This is a genomic window from Sunxiuqinia indica (genome assembly GCF_009847015.1).
Classification (GTDB): Bacteria; Bacteroidota; Bacteroidia; order Bacteroidales; family Prolixibacteraceae; genus Sunxiuqinia; species Sunxiuqinia indica.
This window is the reverse complement of record NZ_WVEM01000009.1, coordinates 68,987-84,052: the sequence shown is the minus strand read 5'-3', so window position 1 is coordinate 84,052 and position 15,066 is coordinate 68,987. Positions and strand designations below refer to the sequence as shown.

The window sequence follows — 15,066 nt, the reverse complement described above, 5'->3', positions numbered from 1 at the left end:
TATAAAACGAATTTGCAATGACTAGTAAGAATAAAACGAAGGAAGAACTCACAAGTGAGTTGCAGGAATTACTTCTTGAGATTGATTCTTTAAAAATTTTAAAAGAAAAGCGTGCAGAAGAGCTAGTCATTGCAAACAAAGAGCTGCTATTCCAGAATGAAGAGAAAGAAAAACGCGCTCAGGAATTGATCATTGCAAACAAAGAGCTTCTTTTTCAGAACAAAGAGAAAGAAAAGCGCGCCCAAGAGTTGATCGTTGCAAATAGAAAACTTGTCTTTCTGAATGAAGAAAAAGAAAAGCGTGCGCAGGAGTTAATCATAGCCAAAGAGCATGCAGAACAAAGCGACCGGCTAAAATCTGCATTCTTAGCAAATATGTCGCATGAGATAAGAACTCCGATGAACGGTGTTTTAGGTTTTGCTAATATATTAAGAGATGCTGATCTTTCGGGAGAAGAGCAACAAGAATATCTTAAACTTATGGAGGAGAGTGGAATCCGTATGCTTAGTATTATTAGTGCCATTGTAGATATTTCAAAAATAGAATCGGGATTGATGAAGGTTAATTTGAAAGAATTAAGCATAAATGAAAAATTGGATGAAATTTACACTTCTTTCAAACCCGAAATGGATAGAAAAGGAATGCAGTTTTCGGTAAAAAAATCTTTGCCTGCAATAAAAGATATAATCTGTACTGACCCGTATAAAATTTATTCAATTCTTACAAATCTTGTCAAGAATGCCATCAAATATTCCGACGAAGGATCAATCGAATTTGGATATAACGTGAGAACGAAGAGCGAAAAAGCGGTACTGGAATTTTTTGTTAAAGATACTGGCATTGGAATTCCTAAGGATAGGCAGAAGGCCATTTTTGAACGATTTATACAGGCCAATATTACGGATAAAATGGCTCGACAAGGTGCCGGCTTGGGCTTATCGATTTCTAAGGCGTTTGTCGAGTTTCTGGGTGGAGAAATCTGGCTAAGCAGCGAAGAAGGAAAGGGTTCTGTGTTCTATTTTACCATTCCATATAAATCTCCGTTCGTGGGTGATTCAATCGTTTAGCCGATTGACCGATTTAGATAAGCCTGGTAGCGTAATTTACCTTGCCAAACGATACAACAGTGCGGCAAAGAAGGGGATATTTGTTGAACTTGAAAGCAAGAAATAAGCATATAAAACGAACATGAATTTGAAGAATGAAAATTCATGAACAAGAGGAAGTAAAATTCACAAATACAGAAATCTGGCTATGATTGAGTTGTGCGTTGTTTCGGTGAAAGGAAGCAGAATAGCATTGATCAGATTTTAATTAAGTCCTCTTTAATGGCATAGATAATAAGTTCTACAATATTTTTCGAGCTCGTCTTCTCCATTAAGCTGGCTCGATGACTTTCAACTGTCCGTCCCGAGATGCACAATTCTTCGGCGATAGCCTTCATCGGAAGCCCCTGACAGGAGAGCTCCAGCACTTCCATCTCTCGGGTTGAAAATTCAATTTCAGAAGTTATAACATTTCCAGTTTCACGTTTTTTCTTTTGCCGTCGATTATTAAATTCTTCATTGAGCTTCCCGAGTAAATGATTGGTAACTCTGATATCTTCCTCTTTCAGAATATTAACCAACTTCCGAACTGCAATTTGACTCGATTGACTCGTATCCTCCTTCACATGAACCAGTAAGCCCGTCAGCAAGGAAAACCCATTGTATTTTATGCTCGGCGCTGCATGAAGAATATACTTTTCATTAATTCCGTCAACATTCCTAATCATTACTTTTTCCTGAAAGCTATTGATCACCCCCCGCATACAGCGACTGATATTCTCATCAAAACTTTTCTTATTTTGGGCAAGAACGATGTCTCTAAAACAACCGCTGCAAATATCTTCAATATCGGCTCCCAAAATTCTCCGAAAAGCCTTATTCGCTTCGTATATTGTAGATTCGTCAAACAGAAAAATACCATTTGGAGAATACTCAATAAAGGTCTCATATTTACTTCGGCCTACATTAATTAAGTACTCATACTTTTCAAGTCGTGTCTGGATTGATTTTACTAAATCTTCATTCTGAAATGGCTTTACAATGTAGTCATCAGCACCTAAATCCAAGCCAAATCGAATATCGTTTAGCGTTGATCGACCGGTAATAAAAATAAATGGAATCCGCTTGGTCAGGCTACTTTCTTGCAGTATTTTAAATGTCTGATAGCCATCAATGGGTTGCATGGTAACATCACACAAGATTAAGTCAGGAGCATGCTCATAGGCTTTTTGAATTCCTTCTCCTCCCGAATTTGCCAAAATAGCCAAATAGCCTTCGACTTTTAAAACATTGCAAATTGTCTTTAAAAACGATAGATCGTCTTCAATAACCAGAATTTTCTTTGCTGCCATGAGGTAATTCGCTTTATGATTGGGGGCATATGCATATATGGTATCTATTTTTAAATTCATAAAAATCTATTCCAAGATAAAGCGTATTGCACTTGTTCTCCCAAGAAAACTTTTCGCCCAGTTTAAGCCAACAGAAAGCTAATACATCTGAATCTTCGCAATTTTACAGTTAGTCCCGAAATAGAATCGCCAATTTTATTTGCTAAAACACGGATAAAAAATACCTCTTTTTCAGGGATGTTAATTTATAAAAATATTTTATGAGTGACAGCTAGTTTACAGAACTATTTCATGAACTGCCCTTTTTTTTGTCTAAACAGGGCGATTTTTCATACGAACAATGGTTTTATATAAAATAGGCTTAATGAGAGTTTTGCATCCTGTGTTCTAGTATTAGTGTTTTGATAGTGTGTGAGTTAATATGAGCAATCCGTATTTTCCCTGAAAAGTATATTTGTCATTACCGTAAAAGTACTGATTGACTTCTGAGAAAGAATGTCGGAGATTTGAACTATCAATATTGCGAATTATTGATAACAGGGACAAAGACATTTTAGATAGCCTTCCAATACATTTTTGCCGAAATAATAGTCGGGTGAAAAACATGCATTCGTCTCCCCTGTAATCACGATTTCTCGATACAATAAAAAACGAAATGAAAATGAAAAAGCTATTCGTCCTCTTCATGTTTGTGGTTCTTAGGGGGCTTCAACCGAGCTGGGCTCAACCTGAAAAAGAGTTAGTCGATACCCCAAATAAATCGATAACGAATAGTGTCCAGTCAAAAAGCATGCTACAGAGTCCGGATACATCAAAAGTTAGTGTGCGAGGTGAGAACAATACCGTAAAAATGGAGGGTAAAATCCTTCATGCTGAGGCAAACACCTGGTCGAATCACATCAACGTACAGGGCACTAATAATAGGATTAAGATAAAACAAGATGTACCCAGTAAAACGGTGATTGTTCAAAGCGGTAACAACAATACAATTTCAATCAGTCAGCGAAAACCCGATTAGTAAAGCCCAAATAACTTATCAATATGAAACGATCACCTCCAACAATCCAATTCAAATTTATATCTCAATTATATTCATTTAATCATTCACTTAAACTAAAAAAATTATGAAAAAGTTAAGTTTATTATTTGCAATGCTGTTTGTCGTAGGTATGGCCATGTCACAAGTTATTGCTAATGTGTCAGAAACAGAGCAAGATGGAAATCAAAATGACGTAATCGTTAAACAAATTGGAGATCTGAACGACGCTGCATCTCATCAGTATGGTAACAAAAATGATGCTTCTGTAATTCAAACTGGTGACGAGAATATTGGAGTTGCAGATCAGTTAAGAGGCGACCGTAATGCTGCTGACGTAGAACAAGAAGGCAGTTTAAATGAAGGCTACATTCAACAAGGTTTGACTAGTGACTATTATGATGGAGATCCTGATGCTCCAGCATATGATATGTATGCAAACGACAATGATGCTGATGTAGTTCAGATTGGTGATGAGAACTTTAGTGCTGTTGGGCAATGGGGAAATAGCAATATTGGTTCTTCAGACCAAGTCGGAAAAAACAATGAAGTATATATTTATCAAGGATGGGAAGGAACTTGGTGGGGAGGCCCTGCTTTATATTCAACAAATAGCATTGTAGATATATCTCAGTTAGGTGATGGAAACAGTGGAAGAGTATGGCAGTATGGTGGCAACAAAAATGAAGGTTATGTTAATCAAGAGGGAGATGACAATGTAGTTTCATTCGTTCAAGGATGGATTTATACTGATTTGAATTATGATTTTTATAACATCCCAGTATACAACACTCACGAAAATTTTGCATCAGCAACGCAATATGGAGATGGAAACCACGCAAAAAATATTCAGTTAGGAAGCTATAACACATTTAAACTTACCCAAAACGGTGATAATAACTCAGTAGGCTGGAATGGTGCTACTAGTCTGCAGGAAAGTAGAAATGCATACTTTACTCAGGATGGAAATCACAATAAGTTTGTTGGAGTCTGGAAATCAACCGGTGAAGATCTTTCTCTTTGGGAAAGCAAAGATGCTCAACAAAATCATGGTTCAATTGTGGATGTTGCAAGTTATCAAAGAGGTGACTATAATACTATCGGTTTACGTCAGGGGAAAGATGATATCGCATTGATACAGCAAAATGGTATCAGTAACGAGGCCTTGTTATGGCAGCAAGGTGCAGACCAAAACAACGCAACAATGATGCAGTTTGGAAATAACAATTCTGCTGCGGTTGTGCAAATTCAGCAGTAACAGTATTTTATAAATTAACTCAATTCACAATTGATGTTGTGGGTAGTGTACTGTTAATAAGAATAATATATACAATACCTGCCACCATCTAAGCAATGGAAACGGTTAGTCCCTGTATCCTTAATTGATGGTTTAAATCCCCAGCCTTCGGGCTGGGGTATTAAAACAAAACGGATGAATGTAAAACGGATTATTTTAGGATTTATTTTTTTGTCGCTGGCTTTTGTCAGTCAGGCACAAACAAGGATTGAGCAAATTCAATCGGCCAGTGAAACTGGTCTCTTTTCTGTTCAGTCCCAAAATCAACAAGATCAAAATAAAGTAATCGTTAACCAATTAGGGAATTACAACACGGTTTCTGTTGAGCAATCAAATAGCAGTGAGTTCGAAAAAGCCAATCAGGCCATTTTGTTGCAAGAAGGTAATCAAAACCAGACAGATATGGAGCAGGAGGGTAGTCGTAATAGTTTGATATCCTTGCAACTGGGTTACTTGTCAACCCGATTTTCCACAACAAATCCATCACCTCTTTTTGAGGTTTTGTCAGCAAATTTTTCTTTGGTGGATTATGTATTTGGCGACCTTTCTTCTTCTGATCGAAACACGATTGTTAGCAAGCAGGAAGGCAGCAATAACGGATTAATCAGCTTGCAGGTAGGAAGCGACAATTATATGTCGGCTTCTCAAATGGGACAAAATAACTACCTGGTGGCAACTCAGATTGGGCAGTTTAACCATTTACTTGATTTCAAACAAGAGAATCAATCAAGCTCTGAGTTTCTTCTGGAGTCAATTACTCAACTAGGAAGAAACAACCTGATCGAATTTTCAGGTACTATCAAAGGCCAAATATATGGCAACTCGTACAAGCAGTCCGGCGAAAACCTGGCATTGAAATTAAATACCAGCCTGATTACTTCATTAGGAGGAATGGAAATCACTCAAACCGGGCATGATATGACAATTGTTATTGATCAGTCGTACTTTTCGTTTCCAATGAAATAATCATGACATTCTTATTGAATATCATATTATCATTTAATCTGCTTATTCCTCTCTTGGGTGAGCAAGACTCTACCGTGGTTCGCACAGCCCCCAAGGCACTGCAAGAATTGCTGGATAACTTAACAACAAAAAATAACGAAGAGAATGATGTTGAGATAGAAATTGACGGGCTCCTTGTCGATGATACGAAAACAAAAATCGGTCGTGACTTTTATGACATGTTTTATTCCAACTGGGAAGCGCCGGCAAATGCAAAAAACTATACCATAACCGTAAAGGAAAAACCATTTCGAATGACGTCAACTTTTATTGAGATTTCAATTAATGACAATCTGGTTTTTCAATCGGTTCTTCAACCACGTCAAAACATCGTGGAAAATCTATCGCAGCAAGCAATAGTACAAACCTATAATTATCTATTGAATTATGAGGAGATTATGAAACAACTGAATGGAGAAGACCAGGCAGGTACTGGCATATATTAAAAAAAAAATTAAACCAAAAATTATGAGAATAGTATTTAACACACTAATCATTGTATTTTTTTTCGTGGCAGGAAAAACTTACGCACAAGATTTTGTTTACACACCTAAAAACCCGGCTTTTGGAGGCAATCCATACAACTACAGCTGGTTAATGAGTTCGGCACAGGCACAAAACGACATTGCCGAAACAACTGCCAACGCGTATCGTAGTGATTACAACTCAGATCCATTAGACAATTTTGCGGAGAGCTTAAACCGACAGATACTAAGTCAGTTGTCGAGACAAATTGTAAGCAAGCAGTTTGGTGAAGATGCACTTCAGGCAGGGACTTATACGCTTGGTGACTACCAAATAGAGATTGGTGATCAAAGCAGTGGACTAAATATCACGATCACCGACGCAGCTACGGGAACTCAGACGACTGTTCAGGTACCATATTTCTAAAGGAAGGAAAGAATATGGACTCAGTAATGAAGCAGAAGAAAAATCTGTTAATGGGAAGCCTTGCCCTGTTGATGCTGATAATGGCAGCGGGATGCGACACGCTGGTTCATCAGCCACTTGCGTCAAGGCGGGCTACGCTGGGGCCGGAGACTCCAGTAAAAAGGGACTTGTTGGAATTGCCAATACCCAAAGAACCCATTGTTGCCGCGGTGTACAAGTTTCGCGATCAAACGGGACAGTACAAACCTTCGGAGACCGGAGCAAACTGGTCGACAGCTGTTACACAAGGAGCTACTACTATTTTGATTCGGGCGTTGGAAGAATCAGGTTGGTTTATTCCCATCGAGCGTGAAAATATTTCCAATCTTTTAAACGAACGGAAAATCATTCGTTCGAGTCGTGCGCAATACGAAGGAGATAATGGAAACGGATCTTTGCTTCCCCCTTTGATCTTCGCGGGAGTTATTCTTGAAGGTGGCATTGTATCTTATGAGTCGAATGTTTTTACCGGTGGAGCAGGCATGCGCTACTTCGGAGCTGATTTATCCGGTCAATACCGTGAAGATCGGATTAGTATCTACCTTAGAGCAGTTTCTACGGCCAACGGAAAAATTCTGAAAACCGTTTACACAACCAAGTCAATTTTATCACAAGAGGTTTCTGCCGGATTCTTTCGGTATGTAAAACTCAAACGGATTTTAGAAGCGGAAACCGGATTTACCTATAACGAACCCACCGAGATTTGTGTTACCGAAGCCATCGAAAAAGCTGTTGAAAGCTTAATTATAGAAGGGGTAAATGATAAACTTTGGTTACTTGATAATCCTGCGGATTCTGCAAGTAATTCGTTCACCAGATACGAAAGAGAAAAAGCTGAAAATTTGACAAAAGATCATGTTGGCCGTAAATTTATTAAACACCGATATCACGGGAAATTTGGAATTGGAGTTAAAGCAGGCGGTTTGTATTATGATGGCGATTACACTGCGGGCGACATCGGATCAATTGGAACATTTACAATTGACAAGTCTTTGACGCCAAATATTCACCTGGAATTCGAGAACTCAGGCTCAACGATTCATGCGAAAAATTACTTCAATACGAAGGAGTTGATGTCTCAGTTAAACCTGAGCTACTATCTGTTTCCTTTCGAAAGGTTATCGCCATACGGTTATATTGGAGGTGGTGCTGTTCATCGGGCAGGCACTCACCATGTTGGATTATCCGATAAATATTTCATCCCTTATGCCAGTTTGGGCGGTGGCGTTGAATATCTGCTCAACGATAATCTGGCTATTTCAGGCGAAGGCTACTTCAACTATCTTTTAAATGACCACTATGATCATGAGATCAATGGAAGCTACAATGAATCACTGTATGGTTTCAAAATCGGATTAAAATATTACATCAAATAAATATTGCACCTATGAAAAATTTAAATATTACCGGACTAGTTATACTTTTTCTCTTCTTATTATGGGGCTGCGAAGAAGAAAAAGTAGATGTTATTAACTACGGAAGCTTATCCGGAGTTGTACTTGATGGAACTACCTATCAACCCATTGACGGAGTTCTTATTGCAACGAATCCGGCCAGTTCATCAGTCATTACCTCTGGTGCGGGAGAATTCACATTTAGCAAAGTATTGAGTGGCGACGTGAGTGTTACTGCCCGAAAAAAAGATTATTTGAGCAGCACTGTGGTTGTCTCAGTTTACAACGGAGAAAAAACTCAAATGAATATGATCCTTTTAAAGGACGACAACGACTATGGTTCTGTCACAATTTATGATCCGGTACCCGGGAATGGTGCTGTTAATCAACAAAGATCTTTCAACATGGGATGGAAAGTTGACCAGTCGAAGTACGGAATTTCATTGATGTACGATGTGTACCTATTTAAATCAAACTCCAGTACACAAACAGTAGTTGGCGAAAGCTTGAATGTCAAGGAAGTTGTAGTCGATAATTTGGAAGATAACACGACTTATTACTGGTATGTTGTTGCAAAATACGAAGGTAACATTGTTGCAAACAGCCCAACCTGGAGTTTCAAGACCGGAGATAATTCGAATTAAAAGTTAACCAACGTATTGGTATTTGTGCTGCATTACAAAAAATAGGGTGGGACCTCAAGTCACACCCTATTTTAAGATTCACTATTTTGTTTTACTTTTCAGGAATACTTTCCAGAGTTTTAACAAGAAAGTCCCAAAATTTCTTGACTGTTGCGATGTTTACTTTTTCGTCGGGCGAATGCGGAAAACGAATGGTTGGACCAAACGAGATCATATCCCAATGAGGATAGATTCCGCCAAGGATACCACATTCCAATCCGGCATGAATGGCTTTTATTTCTGGTATTTTCCCATAGTTTTCGTTATAAACTGCTTGCATGGTTTTTAGTATGGGCGATTCCATATTGGGTTTCCATCCGGGATAGGCGCCGGAAAATTCAACTTGAGCACCTGCCAAGCTAAAAACGGCTTCAATCCGATTACCCAACTCAACTTTCGACGAATCAACCGAGCTGCGCATCAAACAAGCAATTGAAATGGTTTTATCCGCACGATTCAATTTTACACTGGCCAAATTGCTCGAAGTTTCCGTGAGTCCACTCATACTGTCGCTCATTCGGATGACACCATTGGGGCAAGCCATAATTCCTTTTGTCAAATTCAGCTGAGTTGTTGAATCAATAACTGCTTGTGGAACTTCAGTTTCCTCAAGAATCAATTTCACATCCGGTTCAGTAGCTGCCAATTCGTTTTTTATAAGCTGAAATTCAAGCTCGATTGTTTTTCTTAATTCATCAACTTTTTGTTTCTCAACAGTTAGTACACCAAATGCTTCGCGCGGAATCGCATTTCGAAGACTACCGCCATCTATTTCAGCAAGACACGCTCCATGCTTTTTCTGTGCTTCATTTAGCAACCTGAAAAATACCTTGTTGGCATTTCCTCGTTGCAAAATAATATCCATCCCCGAATGACCGCCTTTTAATCCGGTAATATTCAATTTTAAAGCGAGAGAATTTGCAGGGACCACCTCTTCGGTATATGAAAAGCGAATATTCGCATCTTCACCACCAGCGCATCCAACGTACAGTTCGCCTTCGTCTTCCGAATCCATGTTTAGCAGGATTTCACCTTGCAACACGCCTGGCTTCAGCCCTTCTGCTCCGTCCATGCCGGTTTCTTCGGTAGCTGTAAACAGGGCTTCAACCGGACCATGCTTTAAATCATCCGATGCAAGCACTGCCATTGCCGCAGCTGCACCAATTCCATTATCAGCACCAAGCGTCGTTCCGCTGGCTGTTACCCAGTCACCATCGACATAAGCTTCAATCGGATCATTCTGAAAGTCGTGTTCCTTATCACTATTCTTTTGAGGAACCATATCCAGGTGACTTTGTAAAATAACACCCTTTGTGTTTTCCATCCCCGGGGTAGCCGGTTTCCGAATAATAATATTGCCGACTTCATCCTTGATTGTTTCAAGACCTAGCTTTTTCCCAAAGCTATAAACGAACTCCTGAATTTTATCTTCATGATTTGATGGTCTTGGAATTCGTGTTAGTTGATAAAAATTTCCCCATAACAGATTGGGTTCTAATGTCAATATTTTATTACTCATCTTGTATGTTTTAGAGTTCTTTTGATTTAATAAAAGTACAATTAATCGTGTAAGCTTGTTCTGAGTTTTATCAGCCGTAAAGCAAAAAGCCCCATACCAAAGCAAGTACAGGGCAACTATTTATTTTTCTAATGAAAATTAATCTTTCAAAATGCTTTTAACAGCTCCTGTTTCCGGGTGAAAGGATATTTTATAACTTCCATCCATCAGGCTTACAGGCATACTGGCAACTGTTCCGAACTGAGCTACGGTTGCCCGCGAAACAGCCATTAAATTCAGTCCGTTCATTACTCTAATTTCAGCTTTCCCCGGCATCCGATAATAAACACCGCTTCTCATTTCAGTTGGTGTCCCCGCTGTTTTCAATTTATTTTGAGCTGATGCCAAATCATCCAATTTCTTCATGTCCACGATGACCGGTTTCCCACTCAGATCCGTTTTGGGTAATACCCCTTTATTTTCAGAAAAACGGAAAGCAACTTCACCTGAAACGGAATTCTCACCAGGAATAAAGTCAAAGCTGTATTCAAATGTTTTTTTGTACGACTTGCCAATAAAAAGTGCGACATAGTCATCTTCCAGATTGCCAAGTTCATTCACCATCAGTTCATAAGCTTGCCCGTCGGGTAATTGCACCTCGTAAGCATTAGCCAACGATTTAAAGCGGCGTTTGCGCAACTTGGTAATCGTATGTGCTGCCTCCTGAGCCTTTTCTTCAATCGACTTGGTTACAATCGCGTTGTTAGTTGTTGAGTCACCAAGTTCATAAAATGGATGAAGCGATAAATCAGTAAATGGGAAATCAGGCGTTTTAGTATCTCCTAAAAAAGTAGAAACTGAAATGGGCTCACTAACAGTCGACTGCTCTTTATTAATTCCGGCCAAAACTCCGGACTCGGTCAAGCTAACCATTGAAGCTGCATTTCCCATTGCTTTGTAGACTTGGTCCGGATCGGGTTCGCTAAATGTTTCAATCTGAATATCGGTAATCACCCAGCTTTCGAAATCGGAAGTTGGTGCATTTTTGATGCCCAGCAAAGCCTCGGCGTACTGGAAATATGGACCGTGAAAGAACTTTTCCTGTTTGGCCTTTACATGAATTCTGATTCCTGTTCTGGGCAAACTATAAACGATTCCTTCATTTGGAGCAACTCCGATTTGTTCATCTTTTCTGTCATCTTTAGGATTGGCAAGAACAGATGTGGAAATCAAAAACAGGGCTAAGAGCAAATATGTTCTCATGATAATTTTCAAATTTAAAATGAAGTCAAAAATACGTAAAGTCAAGTCAAAAGCGAAGCGCTGGCAGTTAAATTTAGTCTGCGAACACTTTTCTATACAGAATAACCGAACTTTCAATCATTTTATTTTTTGAGCGTTAAAAAAGCTTTTCCAAGATGTTGAATTAAATCTTCGGCAATCAACGACACTTCGCCAATTTCCTTTGCCGCTAAATCTCCTGCCAAGCCGTGAATAAATACTCCCAATTGGGCTGTTTCAAGAGGCGTATAATCCTGAGCCAGTATTCCCAGCAAAATGCCGGTCAAGGTATCTCCGCTTCCGGCGGTAGCCATTCCCGGGTTACCCGATGTGTTAAAGTACACTTCTCCGCTTGGCGTTGTTATGCAGGTATGAGCACCTTTTAAAACAACGATGACTTTGTGTTTTGCAGAAAAACTTAGCTGAAGCTGCAAGCGGGAATAAGAGTCGGTTGTTGCCCCAGCCAAGCGCTCAAACTCTTTCGGGTGTGGCGTTAGTATCGAGTTTTCGGGTAAAAGATCCAGCCATTCAGGTTTCATCGACAGGATATTCAAGGCATCCGCATCTAAAACCAATTTATCCGGTTTGGCTTCTAAAAGTTGTTTGAGTCCCCGCTGCGAGTTCGGTTTCAGTCCCAATCCGGGGCCCACTCCAACTGCTGAGAACTGATCGAGCGTAGGAAATTCGGTAAACATCAAGTCCGATGGGTCGATGCAACACATGGCTTCGGGCACGGTTGTCTGCATAATCTGATAGCCGGTATGCGGAATATGAGCGGTTAGCAGTCCAACGCCAGATCGCAAGCAGGCTTTGGAGGCCAATACCGCTGCTCCTATTTTTCCGTACGAGCCGGCAATCAGCAAAGCGTGTCCATAGGTTCCTTTGTGCGAAAACTTATCTCGATTGATTAGCCTGTTGGCAGTTTCTTGTTTTGTCAGATAATGAAATGGACTTTCGGTCTGGCTGATTGCTTCAGGATGCAAGCCAATTGGTAAAACGTCCCACTCTCCAAGTATTTTTTCATGCTCGGGGAAAAAGAAACTGAGTTTTGGAAACTGAAACGTCAAGGTGTAATCAGCATGCACAATATTCTTCAAGTTGTTTTCAGAATTGTCTTCGCCGAACAGACCGCTGGGGATGTCGATGGTAACAACTGTTGCTTCGGAAGCATTTATTTTCTGAACGATTTGCAGCGGCAGTCCCTCTAATTTTCGACTTAAACCGGAACCAAACAAACCATCCAACACAACAGTGTCTGCCGGAATATCGGGAATCAAATCTTCCTCCTGAATAACCGTCAGGCTCACTTTGTTTTGATCCTCCAATCGAGTCCGGTTTTCAGCAGGCGAACCCGTTAAGTCTTTTCCAAAATTCAACAAGTAAACTTCGCACAGGTAATTGTGTTCAGCCATTAAACGTGCTATAGCCAACGCATCTCCGCCATTATTTCCGGGGCCGGCAAAAACAATCAGTTTTTGTTCGTTTGAAATGTGATGAATAAGCCAATTTGCAATTTGCAGAGATGCCCGTTCCATGAGGTCGATGTCCGGAATGGGTTCATTTTGAATGGTAAACTGGTCAATAGTTGCTATTTGTTTTGTTGTAAAGAGTTTCATAACGTGATATTTTCATTCTAAAACATTTGTGTCCGGTTAAAATTTCAAATGATGGGCTAAAGCCCGGACGCTCTAGTGCGATCTCTAACCCTTAAACTATTCTATTTTTATTTTTCCCGGACAACAGTGATTCTAAAATACAAAAACATTGCGAAAATAAAGCTTGTTCACTTACAATCGTTCTTATTGAAATTAAATTCTAAATGGTGACATTTCACCATTTATAGGAGCAAAAAGATGTTTATATTTGCTTTCTTCAATATAAACAGTAAAAAGATATGGCTAAAGACAAGAGTACTGCTTTTTTTGGACACCCTGTTGGGTTATCTTCTTTGTTTGCCACCGAAATGTGGGAACGATTCAGTTATTATGGTATGCGCGCATTGTTGGTGTTATTTCTGACAGCAACATTTGCCAATGGTGGGTTTGAAATGGCCGAACTCGACGCATTTACCATTTACGGTATTTTTACCGGATTGGTATATGTTACCCCAATCATTGGAGGGGTGTTGGCCGACAAAGTCTTAGGGCAACGTAAAACAATATATATTGGCGGTTTAACCATGGCGATTGGTCAGTTTTTGCTGGCATTCAGCTCAATGTCTATGGAAAGTAGTATGGAGTTTCGCCAAACGATATTTTATTCTGGCCTTGGTATTCTGATTCTTGGAAATGGATTCTTTAAACCCAATATTTCCACCATGGTCGGTGAATTGTATGACAATAATGACCCCCGAAAAGACGGTGGATTCACCATTTTCTATATGGGAATAAACCTTGGCGCATTTCTAGCTCCTCTGGTTGCCGGTTATTTGGGAGAACAAATTGCATGGGAATATGGATTCATGTCAGCCGGTGCCGGTATGTTACTGGGTACAATTTGGTTCTTCATTCGCAGCCATACGCTCGGAAATATTGGTATGCCTCCAAAAGTAAAAGCAGACAGAAACCGACTCGCTGTTAAGGATTGGATGGGTATTTTGATTTTTGTAGTCGTTATGGTTGGCTTTATCTTCGGATTTATTCTTGTCTGGAGCTCAATAGCACCCTCGCTTCAAACATGGATCATACGGATTGTAGCTGTTTCAGGATTGGTCTATTTGGTATTGAGCATTGTAAAAGGAACCAATGGAAAAACCGAATGGAGCCGAATTGCCGTGATTTTGATTTTGGCAGTTTTCAATATTTTCTTCTGGAGTGGATTTGAACAGGCCGGAACAACCTTTAATGTTTTCGCCCGCGATAATACCCAACGAATGATTGGCAGCTGGGAAATTCCGGCCACCTGGTTTCAAAGTGTCAATGCTATTTTTATCGTTTTATTTGCCCCACTCTTTAGTGTATTGTGGCTAAAATTGGACAAGAAAAAACTGAATCCAAATACTCCAATGAAATTTGCCTGGGGAATGACTTTACTAAGCTTGGGCTTTGTAGTAATGGCCTTTGCCTATACACGGTCAACACAAGGAAATGCAGATGGTTCGGTGTTGCTGGTGAGCCCGCTCTGGCTGGTGTTTGTATACATGCTGCATACATTTGGAGAGCTCTGTTTATCACCAATTGGTTTGTCGATGGTTACTAAGCTTTCGCCGCCCAAATTGGTTTCTACCATGATGGGAGTCTGGATGGGGTCGTTTGCGGCAGGAAACTTTGTTGCTTCGCAAATGAAAGCAATTTCAATAAAATTAGAGTCTGCTCTGGGGCAGGAAGTGCAGGTTTTCTGGCTCATTGCCATCCAGTCGGCAATTATTGCCGCAATACTGTTAGCCCTTTCTCCCTGGTTGAAAAAAATGATGAAAGGAATTAAATAGTTGTAACGCATTACACGATAAAAAGAAACCCCGTTCCGTTAAGGTTCGGGGTTTTCTTTTTATACCGATATGAGCAAAATCGAAACTCTATTTTAGTGGTGAGGTGGAATTTTGGCT

At 39.8% G+C, this 15,066-nt stretch carries 13 protein-coding genes; 9 read left to right on the top strand and 4 right to left on the bottom strand.

All coding sequences use genetic code 11. From position 1 onward, the window contains the following. Positions 1-59 precede the first annotated feature (59 nt). Positions 60-1,067: a sensor histidine kinase gene (locus GR929_RS14175; protein ID WP_235934346.1), complete on the top strand. Its 1,008-nt coding sequence runs from the start codon at positions 60-62 to the stop codon at positions 1,065-1,067. A gap of 236 nt (positions 1,068-1,303) precedes the next feature. On the opposite strand, the gene GR929_RS14170 is transcribed toward GR929_RS14175, so the two are convergent. Then, positions 1,304-2,458, bottom strand: coding sequence for a response regulator (locus GR929_RS14170; protein WP_159520884.1), 1,155 nt, complete (start codon positions 2,456-2,458; stop codon positions 1,304-1,306). 601 nt (positions 2,459-3,059) lie between these two features. Between GR929_RS14170 and GR929_RS14165 the strand changes: the two genes are divergently transcribed. The 7 genes from GR929_RS14165 to GR929_RS14135 all read left to right on the top strand — a co-directional run bounded on the left by GR929_RS14165 (position 3,060) and on the right by GR929_RS14135 (position 8,704). After that, positions 3,060-3,416 carry a hypothetical protein gene (locus tag GR929_RS14165; protein WP_159520882.1) on the top strand — a complete coding sequence of 119 codons (357 nt, stop codon included), beginning with the start codon at positions 3,060-3,062 and terminating at the stop codon, positions 3,414-3,416. 106 nt (positions 3,417-3,522) lie between these two features. Continuing rightward, on the top strand, positions 3,523-4,692 hold the full coding sequence (locus GR929_RS14160; protein ID WP_159520880.1) for a curlin repeat-containing protein: 1,170 nt from the start codon (positions 3,523-3,525) through the stop codon (positions 4,690-4,692). Positions 4,693-4,866: 174 nt separating this feature from the next. Beyond that, positions 4,867-5,697, top strand: a complete 831-nt coding sequence (locus GR929_RS14155; RefSeq protein WP_159520878.1) for a hypothetical protein — start codon at positions 4,867-4,869, stop codon at positions 5,695-5,697. Positions 5,698-5,699: 2 nt separating this feature from the next. Beyond that, complete coding sequence (locus tag GR929_RS14150; RefSeq protein WP_159520876.1) at positions 5,700-6,182, top strand: CsgE family curli-type amyloid fiber assembly protein; 483 nt, start codon at positions 5,700-5,702, stop codon at positions 6,180-6,182. A gap of 22 nt (positions 6,183-6,204) precedes the next feature. After that, a complete protein-coding gene (locus GR929_RS14145) occupies positions 6,205-6,627 on the top strand; it encodes a curli production assembly/transport component CsgF (protein WP_159520875.1) in 423 nt (140 codons plus the stop codon). A 26-nt stretch (positions 6,628-6,653) separates the two neighbouring features. Next, positions 6,654-8,042, top strand: a complete 1,389-nt coding sequence (locus tag GR929_RS14140) for a CsgG/HfaB family protein (RefSeq protein WP_201301021.1) — start codon at positions 6,654-6,656, stop codon at positions 8,040-8,042. Positions 8,043-8,053: 11 nt separating this feature from the next. After that, entirely contained in the window at positions 8,054-8,704 is a 651-nt protein-coding gene (locus GR929_RS14135; RefSeq protein ID WP_159520873.1) for a carboxypeptidase-like regulatory domain-containing protein, read from the top strand. A 91-nt stretch (positions 8,705-8,795) separates the two neighbouring features. Here the strand turns inward: GR929_RS14135 and GR929_RS14130 are convergent, their stop codons facing one another. The 3 genes from GR929_RS14130 to GR929_RS14120 all read right to left on the bottom strand — a co-directional run bounded on the left by GR929_RS14130 (position 8,796) and on the right by GR929_RS14120 (position 13,138). After that, positions 8,796-10,262, bottom strand: coding sequence for an aminoacyl-histidine dipeptidase (locus tag GR929_RS14130; protein ID WP_159520871.1), 1,467 nt, complete (start codon positions 10,260-10,262; stop codon positions 8,796-8,798). A gap of 138 nt (positions 10,263-10,400) precedes the next feature. Further along, positions 10,401-11,504, bottom strand: coding sequence for a DUF4831 family protein (locus GR929_RS14125; RefSeq protein WP_159520869.1), 1,104 nt, complete (start codon positions 11,502-11,504; stop codon positions 10,401-10,403). A gap of 122 nt (positions 11,505-11,626) precedes the next feature. Further along, positions 11,627-13,138, bottom strand: coding sequence for an NAD(P)H-hydrate dehydratase (locus GR929_RS14120; RefSeq protein WP_159520867.1), 1,512 nt, complete (start codon positions 13,136-13,138; stop codon positions 11,627-11,629). A gap of 278 nt (positions 13,139-13,416) precedes the next feature. On the opposite strand from GR929_RS14120, the gene GR929_RS14115 reads away from it, so the two are divergent. Further along, entirely contained in the window at positions 13,417-14,949 is a 1,533-nt protein-coding gene (locus tag GR929_RS14115; protein WP_159520865.1) for a peptide MFS transporter, read from the top strand. The last annotated feature ends 117 nt before the right edge of the window (positions 14,950-15,066 follow it).